Source organism: Escherichia sp. E2748 (genome assembly GCF_005781125.1).
Lineage (GTDB): Bacteria > Pseudomonadota > Gammaproteobacteria > Enterobacterales > Enterobacteriaceae > Escherichia.
The window spans coordinates 17,887-37,050 of the sequence record NZ_VATP01000007.1 but is presented as its reverse complement, the minus strand read 5'-3'; the positions used below and the strand labels follow the sequence as shown (position 1 = coordinate 37,050).

Sequence of the window (19,164 nt, the reverse complement as noted above, 5' to 3'; positions counted from 1 at the left end):
CAGATGCGCGGGGAATGCTCCCCGCGCAGGCCCTTACCTGGACTGACAGGCCATGAGAGCCGCTACCTCCTTATCACCGTCCCGGAATCGCAGTTCGTAGAGCGTTTGTCGGGTCAGGAGTGTGAATGCCAGAATCGTGATACAGATAATGAGCAGACACACCACCAGGGGGTTGCGCTTCATAGCCTTTCTCCTTGCCGGATGGCAGGTAAGAGGCTAACATCTGAATTGCTAGGTTCATTCGTTGGCCTCGGTTGATAGAAATATCGGTCGGGGCCTTCGTCTTTCTGATTTTCGGTAAGCCTGAAAACAGAAAGTCTCAGGCGCCCGCAAACATCCTATGTAATTATCCTTACCATCGAAATAATCACTTCACGAAATTGTGTGGCATTTTCCAGAATTTTTCGTAATACGCCTTACAAGGTATAACTACTCGTAAGTCTCTTCATTCCGATGGTAATAATCTCTCATCACAAAAATTGTTGTAAAAATGTGATATGAACAGGTTTTTGCCAGTAAGCAATTAGCATCGATTGCCGATGACTCTCTATCGGGAGTAAACCAGGAAGAGAGACAACGGTCATGAATACAACATCCTCACACCGCTTAGGCTTTTTACATCACATCAGGCTGGTTCCATTATTTGCCTGCATTCTTGGCGGCATCCTGTTTCTGTTTGCCTTGAGTTCATCCCTGGCGGGGTATTTTCTCTGGCAGGCAGACCGCGATCAGCGCGACGTCAGCGACGAGATCCAGATACGCACGGGTTTAGCAAACAGCTCTGATTTATTGCGTTCAGCCCGGATCAATATGATTCAGGCCGGGGCAGCAAGTCGTATCGCTGAAATGGAAGAGATGAAGCGAAATATTGCGCAAGCGGAATTGCAAATAAAGCAATCGCAACAAGGCTATAACGTTTACCGTGCTCGCCTGGTGAAAACTCCCGCTGACGATGCGCTGGACGGAGAATTAAATCAGCGTTTCCTGGCTTATATTTCCGGCCTGCAACCCATGTTGAAATATGCCAAAAATGGCATGTTTGAAGCCATTATCAATCATGAAAGTGAGCAGATCAGAACGCTTGATAATGCCTATAACCAGCAGTTAAGCAAAGCCATTGAGATACGTAGCGCCAGAGCTAACCAGCTAGCGGAACAGGCGCATCAGCGTACTCGTCTGGGAGGGATGTTTATGATTGGCGCATTTATACTTGCGCTGGTAATGACGCTGATAACCTTTATGGTGTTACGCCGGATTGTCATTCGTCCACTGCAACATGCTGCCCAACGGATTGAAAAAATTGCCAGTGGCGATCTGACTCTGGTTGACGAACCCACTGGCCGCAGTGAAATTGGCCGCTTAAGTCGCCATCTACAGCAAATGCAGCATTCGCTGGCGCTGACGGTGGGAACGGTGCGTCAGGGGGCTGAAGAGATCTATCGTGGCACCAGTGAAATTTCTGCCGGTAATGCTGACCTTTCCTCACGCACCGAAGAACAAGCGGCGGCAATTGAACAAACCGCCGCCAGCATGGAGCAACTCACCGCAACAGTGAAACAAAATTCTGATAACGCACATCATGCCAGCAAACTGGCGCAAGAGGCCTCAAGTAAAGCCGGTGATGGCGGACAAACAGTTGCCGGTGTAGTGCGGACAATGGGGAATATCTCCAGTAGCTCAAAGAAAATTTCTGAAATCACGGCTGTTATCAACAGTATTGCCTTCCAGACCAATATCCTGGCGCTCAACGCCGCTGTTGAAGCCGCACGAGCCGGTGAGCAAGGGCGGGGATTTGCCGTTGTCGCCAGCGAAGTGCGTACACTTGCAAGCCGTAGCGCCCAGGCGGCGAAAGAGATTGAAGGCTTGATCAGTGAGTCCGTCAGGTTGATTGGCCAAGGGGCCGATGAGGTGGCAACGGCAGGGAAAACCATGAGGGCTATTGTTGATGCTGTGGCGAGCGTCACACATATCATGCAAGAAATAGCTGCCGCCTCAGATGAACAAAGCAGAGGTATCACACAAGTTAGCCAGGCGATTTCTGAAATGGATAAAGTGACGCAACAGAACGCTTCTCTGGTGGAAGAGGCTTCAGCTGCGGCGGTATCTCTTGAAGAACAGGCGGCGCGGTTAACTGAAGCCGTGGATGTGTTCCGTCTGAAGAAACAACCAGCTCAGGCGGATCAACAAGGAACAGGGAGTTCAGTGAGTTTGGCAACGGTGTGATAAAAAAGGGATCGTAAGATCCCTTACTTTTCAGAACGGCATTGATTTTCGAATGGCGTTAATCATCAACTGACAACCGGAAGAGAGTGTTGCATCTACGCGGGTCAGTATTCCAATAGGTTCGCCTGCTCCATGCCCCGGAACAGGCAGGGCCACCAGCGTGGCATGACGCAGGTCGTCTTTCACAGCGCCAGAAGGAACAAACCACACATAGTCGTATTCAACCGTAAGCTGACGTGAAAGCGATGCAGACAACGTTTCAATACAGCCTGAAGGAATTTTACATCCCTGGCTTTTTACTAATGCCTCTGAATGCTGCCGTGGCGCGGTGCCTTCTGGTGATACGACAACAGGCCATTCCAGTACCCGACTTAACGTTACGTTCTCCTGAAGCAGGGGGTGATTAGGTCTAACAACTAACTTAAGTGATTCGAGAAACAGCAGCTCGTAATTAAGTCCGGTCATCAGTTCAGGATCTGACATCCGACCAACACCAATATCGATTTCCCCTGTTTTTAACCCCGCCAGGATCATCGTGTTACTCATGGTGGCAACTTGCAGTGTGGTTTCTTTTTGTTGCTGATGAAACTGACCTATAACCGAAGGTAATATCCCCAGCGCCGCGGTAGGTAGCGCGCCCACTCTGACGACATCATTGTTAAGGCCTTCTTTACGATTAAGTGATTGTCCAGCGGTGTTAATGGCGTCAAGAACTCTGACTGCGTGAGTTAAAAATTGCTCGCCAGGTAAGGTGAGCTGCGCGCCTTGACGTCCTCGGTCGAACAGGCGAGCCCCCGTCAATTGCTCCAGCTCATTCAATGTCTTAGAGAGTGCCGGTTGACTCAGATTAAGGGTTTCAGCCGCGCGCCCCAAAGTTCCTTGTTGTGCGACAGCTACGAATGTATGAAGGTGGCGCAAACGGATGCGCTGACTAAACAGACTATTTTTTTCCATAAGCGATGTTAAAAACGAAGCGGTGCCGCTGACAAGTGATGTTGTTTGATTATGATAACTTGATTGCAAAATATTATTAACATTTAAAGTAGTTATGTTACATCGAAATCGATAATATTGATGATTTCGCGGCGAGATCACAGTTTGTAAATTCTTCCCACCAGAGTGAATGCGGTTACCTACACTCGAGATAATTGACCACTGGGGGTAGGCATTATGGCGAACAGCATCACAGCGGATGAGATTCGGGAACAGTTTTCGCAGGCAATGTCAGCCATGTATCAACAAGAAGTTCCACAGTACGGTACGTTGCTGGAACTGGTCGCTGACGTGAATCTGGCTGTGCTGGAAAATAATCCCCAACTGCATGAAAAAATGGTTAATGCGGATGAACTGGCGAGGCTTAACGTTGAACGTCATGGGGCGATACGTGTAGGAACCGCGCAGGAACTTGCCACATTAAGGCGGATATTCGCCATTATGGGAATGTATCCGGTGAGTTATTACGATCTCTCGCAGGCTGGCGTGCCGGTACATTCTACGGCATTTCGGCCCATCGATGATGCCTCGCTTGCGCGTAATCCTTTCCGCGTTTTTACCTCATTGCTCCGCCTTGAGCTTATCGAAAACAAAACATTGCGCCAAAAGGCGGCGGAGATTTTACGCCAGCGCGATATCTTTACCCCACGTTGTCGGCAACTGTTAGATGAATATGATCGGGAGGGCGGTTTTAGTGAAGCGCAAGCGCGGGAGTTTGTGCGAGAAGCCCTGGAGACATTTCGTTGGCATCAGTCAGCAACGGTAGATGAAGAAACCTATCACGCGTTGCATAACGAGCATCGACTGATCGCTGATGTAGTCTGTTTTCCAGGCTGTCATATCAATCACCTGACGCCACGCACGCTGGACATTGATCGGGTGCAGTCGATGATGCCCGAACGCGGTATCGAACCAAAAATTCTCATCGAAGGGCCGCCGCGCCGCGAGGTGCCGATTTTATTGCGTCAAACCAGCTTTAAGGCACTGGAAGAAACGGTTCTGTTTGTGGGGCAACAGCAGGGGAGGCATACCGCGCGATTTGGTGAGATAGAGCAGCGCGGAGTGGCGTTAACGCCGAAAGGGCGGCGACTGTATGATGAACTTCTGCGTAATGCCGGAACTGGACAGGATAATCTCACTCATCAACTGCATTTGCAGGAAACCTTTCGCGCTTTCCCGGACAGCGAATTTTTGATGCGCCAGCAAGGGCTGGCATGGTTCCGTTATCGACTGACACCATCGGGTGACGCGCATCGTCAGGCGATACATCCTGGGGACGATCCGCAACCTTTGATTGAACGTGGCTGGGTTGTCGCACAACCTATTACCTATGAGGATTTTTTGCCGGTGAGTGCGGCGGGGATCTTCCAGTCCAATCTCGGTAACGAAACGCAGACGCGCAGTCATGGTAATGCCAGTCGTGAGGCATTCGAGCAGGCGCTGGGCTGCCAGGTTTTTGATGAATTTCAGTTATACAAGGACGCGGAAGAACGCAGTAAACGCCGCTGTGGATTGCTTTAAAATCGGACCATCCTGCTTTGCAAAAATTTGCCTGATTTTACAAATGAATCAGGCTCTTCCCATCGACATAAAAAAATTGCCGATTTGTGCAGATTCTCCATGCTCAACAATTGGATTATTAATAAATATTGTCTAGAGTGAGCGGTCATTAATAAGCACTTTCTTGCCGCTGAAAACGACCAGCGCGGGACCATTCACAACACCAGAAGGACTCACTGTCAGGTATGGATCGTAGACGATTTATTAAAGGTTCAATGGCTATGGCCGCCGTGTGCGGTACCAGCGGTATTGCTTCTCTTTTTTCTCAGGCTGCGTTCGCGGCAGATTCTGATATTGCCGATGGGCAAACTCAGCGTTTTGACTTTTCGGTTTTACAGTCGATGGCGCATGATTTAGCGCAAAAGCCGTGGGGTGGCGAGCCGCGTCCGTTACCCAACACGTTGGCGACAATGACCCCGCAGGCTTATAACAGCATTCAATACGACGCAGAACAATCACTGTGGCATAACGTCGAGAACCGCCAGCTTGATGCCCAGTTCTTTCATATGGGGATGGGTTTCCGCCGCCGCGTACGCATGTTCTCTGTTGATCCAGCAACACATCTGGCGCGTGAAATTCACTTTCGCCCGGAGTTGTTCAAATACAACGATGCGGGTGTTGATACCAAACAATTAGAAGGGCAAAGCGATCTCGGTTTTGCAGGCTTCCGAGTATTTAAAGCGCCGGAACTGGCTCGCCGCGATGTGGTATCGTTCCTCGGTGCAAGCTATTTCCGTGCCGTTGATGACACGTATCAATACGGTTTATCGGCCCGTGGTTTGGCAATTGATACTTATACCGACAGCAAAGAAGAGTTCCCCGATTTTACCGCTTTCTGGTTTGATACCGTAAAACCAGGCGCAACCACCTTTACCGTTTATGCCTTACTCGATAGCCCCAGCATTACCGGTGCCTACAAGTTCACCATCCAGTGTGAAAAGAGTCAGGTGATTATGGATGTTGAAAACCATCTGTATGCGCGTAAAGAGATCAAGCAATTGGGTATTGCGCCGATGACCAGTATGTTTAGTTGCGGCACTAACGAACGTCGTATGTGCGATACTATTCATCCGCAAATCCATGATTCCGATCGTCTTTCCATGTGGCGGGGCAATGGCGAGTGGATCTGTCGGCCGCTAAATAATCCGCAGAAATTGCAGTTCAATGCCTACACCGACAATAACCCGAAAGGTTTTGGTTTATTGCAACTGGATCGTGATTTCTCCCATTATCAAGACATCATGGGCTGGTACAACAAACGACCAAGTTTGTGGGTAGAGCCTCGTAATAAATGGGGCAAAGGCACCATCGGCCTGATGGAAATCCCAACAACGGGTGAAACGCTGGATAACATTGTCTGCTTCTGGCAGCCAGAAAAAGCAGTAAAAGCAGGGGACGAGTTTGCATTCCAGTATCGTCTGTACTGGAGCGCACATCCCCCTGTTCAATGTCCATTGGCACGTGTTATGGCGACGCGCACCGGCATGGGAGGTTTTCCGGAAGGGTGGGCGCCGGGTGAGCATTATCCAGAAAAATGGGCGCGTCGTTTTGCCGTCGATTTTGTTGGTGGGGACCTGAAAGCGGCTGCGCCTAAGGGGATTGAACCTGTTATTACGCTCTCCAGCGGTGAAGCGAAGCAAATCGAAATTCTCTACATTGAACCGATTGATGGTTACCGTATTCAATTTGACTGGTATCCCACTTCGGACTCTACTGATCCGGTTGATATGCGGATGTATCTCCGCTGTCAGGGCGATGCCATCAGTGAAACATGGCTGTATCAGTATTTCCCACCAGCTCCGGATAAGCGCAAATACGTTGACGATCGCGTGATGAATTGATCGTCATTTTTTTCGGCACCTTCTGACGGAAGGTGCCGTCTGGTAAAACACGATCCCGCTCGCATTTTTCCCCAAACTATCTGAGTAATCTGATGATGTGTATTTCATGTACACTTTGTCAGCCACTAACAGGGAGTGCGTATGTTTCCAGAATACCGAGATTTAATATCCCGTCTGAAAAACGAAAATCCTCGCTTTATGTCCTTGTTCGATAAACACAATAAACTTGATCATGAAATTGCCAGAAAGGAAGGTTCCGACGGTCGAGGATACAATGCGGAAGTGGTCCGCATGAAAAAACAGAAGCTCCAGTTGAAAGATGAGATGCTCAAAATCCTGCAACAGGAGAGCGTCAAAGAGGTGTAAACTTTCTTAAGCCGCCTGCCTGGCGGCTTTTTTAACAACTGCATGGATTGACTGGAGATAAGATGACTGAAACGATAAAAGTAAGCGAATCACTTGAATTACATGCTGTTGCAGAAAGTCATGTCACACCTCTTTATCAGTTAATCTGTAAAAATAAAACCTGGTTACAGCAGTCGCTAAACTGGCCGCAGTTTGTTCAAAGTGAAGAGGACACGCGAAAAACGGTGCAGGGTAATGTGATGTTGCATCAGCGTGGATATGCCAAAATGTTCATGATTTTCAAAGAAGATGAACTTATCGGCGTTATCTCGTTTAATCGTATTGAACCACTGAATAAAACCGCGGAAATCGGCTACTGGCTGGACGAATCTCATCAGGGGCAGGGGATCATTTCTCAGGCGCTGCAGGCATTGATGCATCATTACGCTCAGTCTGGTGAACTCAGACGCTTCGTGATCAAATGTCGGGTGGATAATCCCCAAAGCAATCAGGTGGCGCTGCGTAATGGCTTCACGCTTGAAGGATGTCTGAAACAGGCTGAATTGCTCAACGACACTTATGATGATGTAAATATATATGCGCGCATCATTGATTCACAATAGTCCCGCCAGCGGTGTTCTGGTTATGCGTTCTTCACCGTTAATAACTTTTGGACCACGGACATGAACCGTGTCGCCATCAAAGGCTGCAACGACGGCGTGGTCGGTTAACTCCACATGGTTTTCAATCATCACCGCACCTGTAATGCGGCTGTTCCCCTGTATGGTGACGTGATTGTCGAGTAAAACCGGACCACCACGTACGAGTGCATGACCACCCACCAGAACATGATGTTTTAACACACAATTGCCTTCTACCGAGGCATGTTCCGCTACCTGCGAACTGTAATGAAGCGTGGGAATGGCATCTTCTTCTGTTCCGGCGATCACACGTGCATGTCCGTAGACTTTCGCGCAGTCACACAGCCAGACGTTGTTCTCTTCATTACCTTCAATACGTGCAAAATCAAAAACTTCGGCGCGATGCTCAATGAACGCAAATTTCACAATGGCATCACCATATATTTGCGCCTGATGAACAATGCGCGAGGCGCTGACTCTTGCGCGATCATAAATTTGCAACAGAAGATGGTGGTCGGGCGTTAAACCTTGCGCAGCGACTACCATTGAGTTCTGATCAATGCAGGCATGACCAGAAATCCTGCAATTTCCGCATATTAATGAATCATGAATTGTGACGTTGTCACTTATCAGGGCGCCCTGACTGATTTTGCTATTATCGATCCAGGCGTTATCCTTCGCGCAAACATCGCCCCATAGCTCGCTGCTTCCGGTGATGCGTGTATTACCGGATATCACCGTTCCGGCAAACGCGATGGCATTCTGGTCATAGATCCAACAATTTCCGTCCTGGGCCAATACGGTTTCATTATCAATCCAGCCGCCAGGCGTTCCGGCTATTACGTCATTAAAATCAGCGATGGCAATAATCTGCCGCAATAAAACACTCTTTTTATCGCTATCTTCCTGATAACTAAAAGCTCGTTGTTCTTCACTAAGACGATATTTGCGCATAGCGTTTTCCCGCAGGTAACCTACTATAACCGTAGCAAATTCTGTGACTCTGGCTATGTTTAGCAAATTTCCATAAAATGCATTTCAAATATACTTTATAAATTAAACAAAATGAGTAAGAAGATGCAGAGCGATAAAGTGCTCAATTTACCGGCAGGTTACTTTGGCATTGTGTTGGGGACGATAGGGATGGGATTTGCCTGGCGCTATGCCAGCCAGGTTTGGCAGGTCAGCCACTGGTTGGGCGATGGGCTGGTGATTCTGGCAATGATCATTTGGGGATTACTGACTAGTGCATTTATTACCCGACTCATACGCTTTCCGCATAGCGTGCTGGCGGAAGTGCGTCATCCAGTGATGAGCAGTTTTGTGAGTTTGTTTCCGGCAACAACGATGCTGGTGGCAATTGGTTTTGTCCCCTGGTTTCGTCCGCTGGCGGTGGGCCTGTTCAGTATTGGTGTTGTGATTCAACTGGCTTATGCCGCCTGGCAAACAGCCGGTTTATGGCGCGGTTCCCATCCTGAGGAAGCTACGACACCCGGACTTTATTTACCGACTGTTGCCAACAACTTCATCAGTGCAATGGCCTGTGGAGCATTGGGCTACACCGATGCTGGTCTGGTATTTTTAGGGGCTGGCGTTTTCTCCTGGTTAAGTCTTGAGCCGGTAATCCTTCAGCGTCTGCGCAGCTCGGGAGAATTGCCCACGGCACTGCGTACATCGCTGGGGATTCAGCTTGCACCGGCGCTGGTGGCATGTAGCGCCTGGTTGAGCGTCAACGGTGGCGAGGGCGATACGCTGGCGAAAATGCTTTTCGGTTACGGTCTACTGCAACTTCTTTTTATGTTACGCCTGATGCCGTGGTATCTCTCCCAGCCGTTTAATGCCTCATTCTGGAGTTTCTCGTTCGGCGTATCTGCACTGGCAACCACCGGTTTGCATTTAGGAAGCGGTAACGACAATGGCTTTTTCCATACCCTGGCTGTGCCGCTATTTATTTTTACCAATTTTATTATCGCATTACTGCTCATCCGTACTTTCGCGCTTCTGATGCAGGGAAAATTGTTAATCAGAACCGAGCGCGCCGTTTTAATGAAAGCTGAGGACAAAGAATGATTATTCGTGATGAAAACTACTTCACTGATAAATATGAATTAACCCGCACACACTCTGAAGTTCTGGAAGCGGTGAAAGTGGTTAAGCCGGGTAAAACGCTGGATCTGGGCTGTGGTAATGGCCGTAACAGCCTTTACCTGGCAGCCAATGGTTATGAAGTCGACGCATGGGATAAAAATGCCATGAGCATTGCCAACGTCGAGCGCATCAAATCCATTGAAAAACTGGAAAATTTGCGCACCCAGGTTGTTGATCTAAATAGCCTGACGTTTGATGGACAATACGATTTTATTCTTTCTACCGTGGTGCTGATGTTCCTGGAGGCGAAAACCATTCCTGGATTGATTGCCAATATGCAGCGTTGCACCAAACCCGGTGGTTATAACTTGATTGTGGCAGCAATGGACACAGCTGATTTTCCATGTACCGTCGGGTTCCCCTTTGCCTTTAAAGAAGGGGAGTTACGTCAATATTACGAAGGCTGGGAGATGCTGAAATACAATGAAGACGTGGGGGAACTCCACCGCACCGACGCTAACGGCAATCGCATTAAACTACGTTTCGCCACGATGCTGGCACGTAAAAAATAAGCTAACAGGGCAAGGCGCATGAAAATGCCCACGTGAGATGTTTAACTGTTTTTTTTCGGTAAGCATATTTTTTATCGAGGTGATGTGAAATATATCACAGTGGTTGAAGTTTTTTATCGGCTTAACTGCCTGAAATTTAACAACTGATGATTGACTCTGCCCCCTTTTCGTCATTGACTATATTGTCAGAAAAGGGGTTGGAAAATTTATTTTCACCAACACTTTTTTTGCCACAACACGAAGCGGTACTTTTTGCTATAACTTAAAAAGTAATATAATCATCTCAGGAAACTATTCATGCGTACCACATCAATTGCGAAAGTTGCGGCTTTATGCGGCTTGTTGGCTCTGTCAGGTTGTGCCTCTAAAATCACCCAGCCAGATAAATATTCTGGTTTTTTAAACAATTACTCCAACCTTCAAGAAACAACTTCAGCAACGGGCAAACCGGTATTACGCTGGGTTGATCCAAATTTTGATCAAAGTAAATATGACAGCATCGTCTGGAACCCAATCACCTATTATCCGGTGCCTAAACCTTCTACCCAGGTAGGGCAAAAAGTTCTGGATAGAATTTTGAGCTATACCAATACTGAAATGAAAGAAGCCATCTCACAGCGTAAACCACTGGTTACTACCGCTGGGCCTCGTAGTCTGATTTTCCGTGGTGCTATTACTGGTGTAGATACCAGCAACGAAGGGTTACAGTTCTATGAAGTTGTTCCTGTCGCATTAGTAGTAGCGGGGACGCAAATGGCGACGGGTCACCGAACTATGGATACCCGCCTGTACTTTGAAGGTGAGCTGATTGATGCGGCTACCAACAAACCGGTTATCAAAGTGGTTCGTCAGGGCGAAGGTAAGGACCTGAATAACGAAAGCACACCAATGGCTTTCGAAAATATTAAGCAAGTTATTGATGACATGGCGACCGACGCGACCATGTTTGACGTTAACAAAAAGTAATGCCAGTCGCGCCATCGCAAGATGGCGCTTCTGATTATCGGCTTCTGTCAGCGATCAAATTCAATACTACATAACAGACACCACCGGCAATTAATCCCCAAAACGCCGAGCCAATACCTACCAGCGTCAGCCCACTTGCCGTTACCAGAAAAGCCACCACAGCAGCGTCGCGCTCACGCTCATTATGCAAGGCCTGATACAAACTGCCTCCGATGGTACTTAACAGCGCCAGACCAGCCAGCATCTGGATCCAACTTACAGGCAGGGCAGCCATCATCCCGGTAATGGCACTGCCAAACAGACCCGCCAGTAAATAAAAGACGCCAGCCGCAGCGGCAGCCAGCCAACGCTGATCTTTGTCCGGGTGCGCCTCCGGGCTCTGGCAAATAGCCGCAGTGATAGCCGCAATACCTACGGAATAGACGCCGAAAGGAGAAAACAGAAGCGCCAGTAATCCAGTAAATACAATCAATGGCGAAACAGGAGCTGAATACCCGGCGGCTTTCATCGCCGCAATCCCTGGCGCATTTTGCGATGCCATCGTCACCAGAAAAAGGGGGAGTGCAACGCTCAAACTGTGAGTAAACGAAAATTCAGGGGCGAGATAAGCGGGGAGAACTGGTTTGAAAACGATATCTTTTGTGACAACGTCACCTTGTGCGATAACGACCACGATCCCAATAATCATCGCCGCAATTACCGCATAACGCGGCGCAAAAACCTTTGTCGCCAGCCACGCCAGCAACATACTACCGCATAACATAAACTGACCATCCAGACTGGCAAACGCCTGTAAACCAAAGCGTAACAAAATTCCGGCCAGCATTGCCGCTGCCAGCGAGTGCGGAATAATACGCATCAAGCGGGCGAATAATCCTGTTACGCCACATAAGACAATTAATGTGTTGGTGACCATAAACACGCCAATGGCTTCGTTAAGCGTGAGTCCCTGCAATCCAGTAACTAGCAAAGCTGCGCCCGGCGTTGACCATGCGGTAAGAACTGGCACGCGATACCACAACGTCAGAGCCAGCGTACTGACGCCCATTGCCAGCCCCAGCGCCGTCATCCAGCCGGAAATTTGCTCTGTGGTGGCTCCAGCGACAATCGCCGCTTGCCAGATTATTGCCGCAGAGCTGGCATAACCAATCAATACCGCCAGAAACCCTGCAAGCAGTGTGGGAGGAGGAATGGAAAACAGACGCATAGTTACCTCGTGCGTTATAGCGTACAGGCACCGTAGCATTTGTCCGTTATAACGCACAAGTGATAAACTCCCGTTTTGCAGGAGGAGTCGCATGGAAAATCTCGCTCGCTTTTTATCCACTACGCTTAAACATCTTCGTCAGCAGCGAGGCTGGAGTCTTTCGCGGCTGGCTGAAGCGACGGGCGTTTCAAAAGCGATGTTAGGGCAGATTGAACGTAATGAATCCAGCCCGACGGTCGCAACATTATGGAAAATAGCTACTGGAATGAACGTACCGTTTTCGACGTTTATTTCGCCACCGCAGACCGCTACGCCATCCGTTTATGATCCACAACAGCAGGCAATGGTGATCACTTCTTTATTTCCTTATGATCCGCAACTCTGCTTTGAACATTTCTCGATCCTGATGGCCCCCGGTGCAATAAGCGAATCGACGCCGCACGAAAAGGGCGTTATCGAGCATGTTGTCGTCATTGATGGACAGCTTGACCTGTGCGTTGGTGGTGAGTGGCGAAGCCTTAAAAGTGGAGAAGGTGAACGCTTTGCCGCAGATGTTGCCCATGCCTATTGCAACCGTGGCGAGCAAACCGTGCATTTTCATTCCATTATCCATTACCCGCGTAGTTGAACAGGAAAACTATTTCGCAACGTCGCGCTTGTGGCTAAAATAACCGCCTTTTTTCAGCTACTGGATAAGAAAGTGACCGTATCTTCTCATCGTCTTGAACTGTTAAGCCCGGCACGCGATGCCGCCATTGCCCGCGAAGCTATTTTGCACGGTGCCGATGCTGTTTATATCGGCGGCCCTGGTTTTGGTGCCCGTCATAACGCCAGTAATAGTCTGAAAGATATCGCCGAACTGGTGCCATTTGCCCACCGTTATGGCGCAAAAATTTTCGTCACGCTTAACACCATTTTGCATGACGACGAACTGGAGCCGGCGCAACGACTGATTAGCGACCTCTACCAGACAGGCGTCGATGCGCTGATTGTTCAGGACATGGGGATTCTGGAACTTGATATTCCGCCGATTGAACTGCACGCAAGTACGCAGTGTGATATTCGCACTGTAGAGAAAGCGAAGTTCCTCTCTGACGTTGGCTTTACCCAGATTGTGCTGGCGCGTGAGCTTAACCTGGAGCAGATTCGTGCGATTCATCAGGCCACGGACGCGACTATTGAGTTCTTTATTCATGGCGCATTGTGTGTGGCATATTCCGGTCAGTGCTACATTTCTCATGCACAAACGGGACGTAGCGCCAACCGTGGTGATTGCTCCCAGGCGTGCCGTTTGCCATACACGTTGAAAGACGATCAGGGGCGGGTGGTTTCCTATGAAAAACATCTGCTGTCGATGAAAGATAACGATCAGACTGCCAACCTGGGCGCGTTGATCGATGCGGGCGTGCGTTCTTTCAAGATTGAAGGCCGTTACAAAGATATGAGCTACGTGAAGAATATCACCGCCCATTATCGCCAGATGCTGGATGCCATTATTGAAGAGCGCGGCGATCTGGCTCGTGCTTCATCAGGTCGTACTGAACATTTCTTTGTGCCTTCGACAGAAAAAACCTTCCATCGTGGTAGCACCGACTACTTTGTTAACGCGCGTAAAGGTGACATTGGCGCGTTCGATTCGCCGAAATTTATCGGCCTGCCGGTGGGTGAAGTATTGAAAGTGGCGAAAGATCATCTCGATGTTGCCGTCACCGAGCCACTGGCAAATGGCGATGGCCTGAACGTAATGATTAAACGTGAAGTGGTTGGCTTTCGTGCCAATACGGTAGAGAAAACCGGAGAAAATCACTACCGCGTCTGGCCAAATGAAATGCCAGCAGATTTGCATAAAATTCGCCCACATCATCCGCTTAACCGTAACCTTGACCATAACTGGCAACAGGCACTGACGAAAACCTCCAGCGAGCGTCGGATCGCGGTAGACATTGAACTGGGTGGCTGGCAAGAACAACTCATTCTGACGTTAACCAGCGAAGAGGGCGTTAGCATCACGCATACCCTGGATGGGCAGTTCGACGAAGCGAATAACGCCGAAAAAGCGCTGAATAACCTGAAAGATGGCCTGGCAAAACTGGGGCAAACCATCTATTACGCCCGCGATGTGCAAATTAATTTGCCGGGGGCGCTGTTTGTGCCAAACAGTCTGTTAAATCAGTTCCGCCGTGAAGCCGTCGAAATGCTGGATGCTGCACGTCTTGCCAGCTACCAGCGCGGCAGTCGTAAACCGGTTGCTGAACCTGCGCCGGTTTATCCGCAAACGCATTTGAGTTTCCTCGCGAACGTTTACAACCATAAAGCACGCGAGTTCTATCATCGCTATGGCGTACAACTGATTGATGCGGCATATGAAGCGCATGAAGAGAAGGGCGAAGTCCCGGTGATGATCACCAAACACTGCCTGCGCTTTGCCTTCAATCTGTGTCCGAAACAGGCGAAAGGTAATATTAAAAGCTGGAAGGCAACGCCGATGCAACTGGTTAACGGTGATGAAGTACTAACGCTGAAGTTTGATTGCCGCCCGTGTGAGATGCACGTCATCGGTAAAATCAAAAATCATATTCTGAAAATGCCGTTACCGGGAAGCGTTGTCGCATCTGTAAGCCCGGATGATCTGCTGAAAACATTGCCGAAGCGGAAAGGATAAAACGCAAGCTTTCAGGGGTATTCACAACTCATTGAAGCTGCATGATATTGTTGCCGGATAAGGCGTTCATGCCGCATCCGGCAACAAACGACTCAAGGTTGTCCCGTTTCTGGTTTGCGTGATTTTTGCCAGTAATAATGCTCGCGCAAACCTTCCGCCGATTCTTCCGCCACAGCCCGCAATTCATCGCTGTCCGCCTCATGACGCAGTTGATGATCCACATTCTTCACCCACAAAAATTCATGTCCTTTGTGTCCTGCCATCAGCTGACCAGAGAACAGCGCACACGTTAATAAGACTACCGATAACGCTTTCGTAAACATCCCGCCACCCGTTTATTACACTTTGCCGCTATGATGCCGATAGTTTCTTTAAGTTATTATTCTGTTTTGCAAATTAGCGCAAAGAATTTCTGGAACCTGCCTTCCTGATTTGGCACTGCTTTTCACCGTTGCGGCGAATTAGTGCTATTTTCGAGCAAATTAAAAAAGGAGGTAAACATTAATGTTTACTTTGTTGATATACTCAGCGGCAGGGAGGCGATGTGAAACAAAGCGAGTTCAGACGTTGGCTCGAATCTCAGGGCGTAGATGTGGCGAATGGCAGCCACCATTTGAAACTCAGGTTTCAGGGGCGACGTAGTGTCATGCCGCGTCCCCCCAGTGACGAGATAAAAGAACCATTGCGTAAAGCAATCCTGAAACAACTCGGTTTAAATTAATCGCCATAAGAAGGTTAATGACATGCGAGAGACAGTCAAAATTATGCGTTATCCCGTCACTCTTACACCTGCGCCGGAAGGCGGTTATGTGGTTTCTTTTGTAGATATCCCTGAAGCGTTAACGCAGGGAGAAACTGTCGCTGAAGCGATAGAAGCAGCCAAAGATGCCTTACTCACCGCATTTGATTTTTATTTTGAAGATAACGAGCTAATCCCGTTGCCTTCGCCATTAAATAAAAACGATCACTTTATTGAAGTGCCTTTAAGTGTCGCTTCTAAGGTATTGCTGTTAAATGCTTTTTTACAGTCAGATATCACCCAGCAAGAGCTGGCGAGGCGGATTGGTAAACCCAGGCAGGAGATCACTCGCTTGTTTGATTTGCATCATGCGACAAAAATCGACGCCGTCCAGCTTGCGGCTAAAGCCCTGGGCAAAGAGTTATCGCTGGTAATGGTTTAATTACAGTTAACGTAAAGTTGTCATTTTTAACAACTGATATAGACTGCCGGATCACCTGCACATAATAACGATCCAATTAATGAAAAAATACCAGCAGCTCGCAGAACTATTACGTGAGCAAATTGCGTCAGGCATCTGGCAACCCGGCGATCGCCTGCCTTCTCTACGTGAACAGGTTGCGATTTCTGGCATGAGCTTTATGACTGTCGGTCATGCTTATCAGTTGCTCGAAAGTCAGGGGTATATTATTGCGCGGCCGCAGTCAGGTTATTACGTTGCGCCGCGCACGGTGAAATCACCGCAGGCACCTGCTATTCCGGTAACGCGTGATGAAACGGTCGATATTAACACCTATATTTTTGATATGTTGCAGGCCAGTCGCGATCCGTCAGTGGTGCCGTTTGCCTCGGCCTTTCCCGACCCGCGACTTTTCCCCCTCCAACAACTAAACCGCTCGCTGGCGCAGGTAAGCAAAACCGCCACGGCGATGAGCGTGATTGAAAACTTGCCACCAGGGAATGCAGAACTGCGTCAGGCTATTGCTCGTCGCTATGCCTTACAGGGCATCACTATTATTCCTGATGAAATTGTCATTACCGCCGGGGCGTTAGAGGCATTAAACCTCAGTTTGCAAGCGGTCACTGAACCGGGCGATTGGGTGATTGTCGAGAATCCTTGTTTCTACGGCGCGTTGCAGGCACTGGAGCGGTTACGGCTGAAGGCGTTATCGGTAGCGACGGACGTTAAAGACGGGATAGATCTTCAGGCGCTGGAACTGGCGTTACAGGAGTATCCGGTCAAAGCCTGCTGGCTAATGACTAATAGCCAGAATCCACTCGGATTTACCTTAACGCCACAGAAAAAAGCGCGGCTGGTAGAGTTGCTCAATCAGTACAACGTGATGTTAATTGAAGATGACGTTTACAGTGAGCTTTACTTTGGTCGGGAAAAACCGCTACCCGCGAAAGCGTGGGATCGTCACGATGGTGTACTGCTTTGCTCATCATTTTCTAAATGTCTGGTGCCAGGTTTTCGCATTGGTTGGGTCGCCGCCGGAATACATGCACGCAAAATCCAGCGATTGCAGTTGATGAGCACGCTTTCCACAAGTTCGCCAATGCAGCTTGCACTGGTGGATTACCTTTCTACTCGCCGTTACGATGCCCATCTTCGTCGTCTACGTCGCCAGCTTGCGGAACGTAAACAACGTGCCTGGCAGGCGCTGCTGCGTTATCTGCCTGCGGAAGTAAAAATTCATCATAATGACAGCGGTTATTTTCTCTGGCTGGAGCTTCCCGAACCGTTAGATGCGGGCGAATTAAGTGTTCAGGCATTGGCGCATCACATCAGCATTGCGCCGGGTAAAATGTTTTCTACTGGCGAAAGTTGGTCCCGTTTTTTCCGTTTTAATACTGCATGGCAGTGGGGGGAGCGCGAAGAACAGGCGGTTAAACAATTAGGTCACCTTATTAAAGAATACCTGAAATAGATCCCCATTTAATTTCTCTCAGGTTGGGTAATATGAATTTCGAATAGAAGCTATATTTCCTAACCCCTTGTCTATACTCCAGAAGATAGCTTCTCAAACGGCATAATGCGCGTTAGCTCACATCCTGATTAAATTTTCTCGGGGGCGAGGGTGCGCCTGCAAGCCGCCGTCTATGGTTAAACAAGGAGATATTTTTACGGCACGGCGGCTGAACAATTAATTACGACAGGAGTAAGACTTTATGAGCAAGACATTTGCCCGCAGCAGCCTGTGTGCGCTTACCATGACATTAATGACCGCCCACGCCGCCGAACAGCCTACCAATTTGGATAAACCGGAAGGACGACTGGATATTATCGCCTGGCCGGGATACATCGAACGCGGACAAACCGATAAACAATACGACTGGGTGACGCAATTTGAAAAAGAAACAGGTTGTGCGGTCAATGTGAAAACTGCGGCGACTTCCGATGAAATGGTCAGCCTGATGACCAAAGGAGGTTACGATCTGGTCACGGCGTCCGGCGATGCCTCGCTGCGTTTGATTATGGGTAAACGCGTGCAGCCGATTAATACCGCATTGATTCCCAACTGGAAAATGCTCGATCCGCGCGTGGTTAAAGGCGACTGGTTTAACGTGGGTGGAAAAGTCTATGGCACGCCATATCAATGGGGTCCGAACCTGTTGATGTACAACACCAAAACCTTCCCGACACCACCAGATAGCTGGCAAGTGGTTTTTGTTGAGCAGAATCTACCGGACGGTCAGAGTAATAAAGGCCGCGTACAGGCTTATGACGGCCCTATCTACATTGCAGATGCTGCGCTGTTCGTCAAAGCGACTCAGCCGCAGTTGGGTATCTCCGATCCATACCAACTCACCGAACAACAATATCAGGCGGTACTGAAAGTGCTGCGCGATCAACATAGTTTGATCCATCGCTACTGGCATGACACTACCGTGCAAATGAGCGATTTCAAAAACGAGGGAGTGGTCGCTTCCAGTGCCTGGCCGTATCAGGCCAACGCATTGAAAGCCGAAGGCCAACCGATCGCCACCGTCTTCCCGAAAGAGGGCGTTACCGGTTGGGCTGACACCACTATGTTACATAGCGAAGCGAAACATCCGGTTTGTGCCTACAAATGGATGAACTGGTCATTAACGCCGAAGGTGCAGGGCGATGTAGCGGCCTGGTTTGGTTCGCTGCCGGTAGTACCGGAAGGCTGCAAAGCCAGTCCGTTGCTGGGCGATAAAGGCTGTGAAACCAACGGCTTTAACTATTTCGATAAAATTGCCTTCTGGAAAACGCCTATAGCCGAAGGGGGCAAGTTTGTTCCCTACAGTCGCTGGACGCAGGATTACATTGCCATTATGGGCGGTCGCTAACTTCGCTGG

The 19,164-nt window shown here is 49.0% G+C and carries 19 protein-coding genes; 14 read left to right on the top strand and 5 right to left on the bottom strand.

Going from position 1 to position 19,164, the window contains the following annotated elements:
• Positions 1–33: 33 nt before the first annotated feature.
• Positions 34–183 carry a type I toxin-antitoxin system Hok family toxin gene (locus tag FEK42_RS09095; RefSeq protein ID WP_064527420.1) on the bottom strand — a complete coding sequence of 50 codons (150 nt, stop codon included), beginning with the start codon at positions 181–183 and terminating at the stop codon, positions 34–36.
• A 399-nt stretch (positions 184–582) separates the two neighbouring features.
• On the opposite strand from FEK42_RS09095, the gene FEK42_RS09090 reads away from it, so the two are divergent.
• Positions 583–2,223 carry a methyl-accepting chemotaxis protein gene (locus FEK42_RS09090; protein ID WP_135492439.1) on the top strand — a complete coding sequence of 547 codons (1,641 nt, stop codon included), beginning with the start codon at positions 583–585 and terminating at the stop codon, positions 2,221–2,223.
• A gap of 30 nt (positions 2,224–2,253) precedes the next feature.
• Here FEK42_RS09090 and FEK42_RS09085 read toward each other — a convergent pair whose 3' ends face one another.
• Complete coding sequence (locus FEK42_RS09085; protein ID WP_130210229.1) at positions 2,254–3,177, bottom strand: LysR substrate-binding domain-containing protein; 924 nt, start codon at positions 3,175–3,177, stop codon at positions 2,254–2,256.
• 216 nt (positions 3,178–3,393) lie between these two features.
• On the opposite strand from FEK42_RS09085, the gene FEK42_RS09080 reads away from it, so the two are divergent.
• From FEK42_RS09080 to rimL, 4 genes are all read left to right on the top strand, one after another.
• A complete protein-coding gene (locus FEK42_RS09080; RefSeq protein WP_135409950.1) occupies positions 3,394–4,737 on the top strand; it encodes a VOC family protein in 1,344 nt (447 codons plus the stop codon).
• Positions 4,738–4,961: 224 nt separating this feature from the next.
• Entirely contained in the window at positions 4,962–6,617 is a 1,656-nt protein-coding gene (gene opgD, locus FEK42_RS09075) for a glucan biosynthesis protein OpgD (protein WP_130210225.1), read from the top strand.
• 141 nt (positions 6,618–6,758) lie between these two features.
• Entirely contained in the window at positions 6,759–6,983 is a 225-nt protein-coding gene (locus FEK42_RS09070; RefSeq protein ID WP_001296778.1) for a YdcH family protein, read from the top strand.
• A gap of 62 nt (positions 6,984–7,045) precedes the next feature.
• Positions 7,046–7,585: a 50S ribosomal protein L7/L12-serine acetyltransferase gene (gene rimL / locus FEK42_RS09065; RefSeq protein WP_135409952.1), complete on the top strand. Its 540-nt coding sequence runs from the start codon at positions 7,046–7,048 to the stop codon at positions 7,583–7,585.
• On the opposite strand, the gene ydcK is transcribed toward rimL, so the two are convergent.
• Positions 7,577–8,557: a YdcK family protein gene (gene ydcK, locus FEK42_RS09060; RefSeq protein ID WP_135492441.1), complete on the bottom strand. Its 981-nt coding sequence runs from the start codon at positions 8,555–8,557 to the stop codon at positions 7,577–7,579. The two genes, rimL and ydcK, sit on opposite strands and share 9 nt — an antisense overlap.
• A 123-nt stretch (positions 8,558–8,680) precedes the next feature.
• On the opposite strand from ydcK, the gene tehA reads away from it, so the two are divergent.
• From tehA to FEK42_RS09045, 3 genes are all read left to right on the top strand, one after another.
• Positions 8,681–9,673, top strand: coding sequence for a dicarboxylate transporter/tellurite-resistance protein TehA (tehA, locus tag FEK42_RS09055; RefSeq protein WP_130210219.1), 993 nt, complete (start codon positions 8,681–8,683; stop codon positions 9,671–9,673).
• Entirely contained in the window at positions 9,670–10,263 is a 594-nt protein-coding gene (tehB, locus tag FEK42_RS09050) for a tellurite resistance methyltransferase TehB (protein ID WP_138211807.1), read from the top strand. The genes tehA and tehB overlap by 4 nt, the downstream gene beginning before the upstream one ends.
• 297 nt (positions 10,264–10,560) lie before the next feature.
• A complete protein-coding gene (locus tag FEK42_RS09045; protein WP_130219290.1) occupies positions 10,561–11,229 on the top strand; it encodes a DUF3313 domain-containing protein in 669 nt (222 codons plus the stop codon).
• A 34-nt stretch (positions 11,230–11,263) separates the two neighbouring features.
• Here FEK42_RS09045 and ydcO read toward each other — a convergent pair whose 3' ends face one another.
• Positions 11,264–12,475: a BenE family transporter YdcO gene (ydcO, locus tag FEK42_RS09040; protein ID WP_135492467.1), complete on the bottom strand. Its 1,212-nt coding sequence runs from the start codon at positions 12,473–12,475 to the stop codon at positions 11,264–11,266.
• Positions 12,476–12,527: 52 nt separating this feature from the next.
• Here ydcO and FEK42_RS09035 point away from each other — a divergent pair, with 52 nt between their 5' ends.
• Positions 12,528–13,064, top strand: coding sequence for an XRE family transcriptional regulator (locus FEK42_RS09035; RefSeq protein WP_130260852.1), 537 nt, complete (start codon positions 12,528–12,530; stop codon positions 13,062–13,064).
• Positions 13,065–13,136: 72 nt separating this feature from the next.
• Complete coding sequence (rlhA, locus tag FEK42_RS09030) at positions 13,137–15,098, top strand: 23S rRNA 5-hydroxycytidine C2501 synthase (protein ID WP_138211808.1); 1,962 nt, start codon at positions 13,137–13,139, stop codon at positions 15,096–15,098.
• Positions 15,099–15,190: 92 nt separating this feature from the next.
• On the opposite strand, the gene FEK42_RS09025 is transcribed toward rlhA, so the two are convergent.
• Entirely contained in the window at positions 15,191–15,421 is a 231-nt protein-coding gene (locus tag FEK42_RS09025; RefSeq protein ID WP_130260851.1) for a YncJ family protein, read from the bottom strand.
• Between the two features lie 221 nt (positions 15,422–15,642).
• On the opposite strand from FEK42_RS09025, the gene FEK42_RS09020 reads away from it, so the two are divergent.
• The 4 genes from FEK42_RS09020 (at position 15,643) to ydcS (ending at position 19,155) form a co-directional block, all read left to right on the top strand.
• Entirely contained in the window at positions 15,643–15,819 is a 177-nt protein-coding gene (locus FEK42_RS09020) for a type II toxin-antitoxin system HicA family toxin (RefSeq protein ID WP_130222688.1), read from the top strand.
• A 43-nt stretch (positions 15,820–15,862) separates the two neighbouring features.
• Entirely contained in the window at positions 15,863–16,279 is a 417-nt protein-coding gene (gene hicB / locus FEK42_RS09015; protein ID WP_135492469.1) for a type II toxin-antitoxin system antitoxin HicB, read from the top strand.
• A gap of 79 nt (positions 16,280–16,358) precedes the next feature.
• Positions 16,359–17,768 carry a PLP-dependent aminotransferase family protein gene (locus FEK42_RS09010; RefSeq protein ID WP_135492445.1) on the top strand — a complete coding sequence of 470 codons (1,410 nt, stop codon included), beginning with the start codon at positions 16,359–16,361 and terminating at the stop codon, positions 17,766–17,768.
• 241 nt (positions 17,769–18,009) lie between these two features.
• Entirely contained in the window at positions 18,010–19,155 is a 1,146-nt protein-coding gene (ydcS, locus tag FEK42_RS09005) for a putative ABC transporter substrate-binding protein YdcS (protein ID WP_135406548.1), read from the top strand.
• Positions 19,156–19,164: the final 9 nt, after the last annotated feature.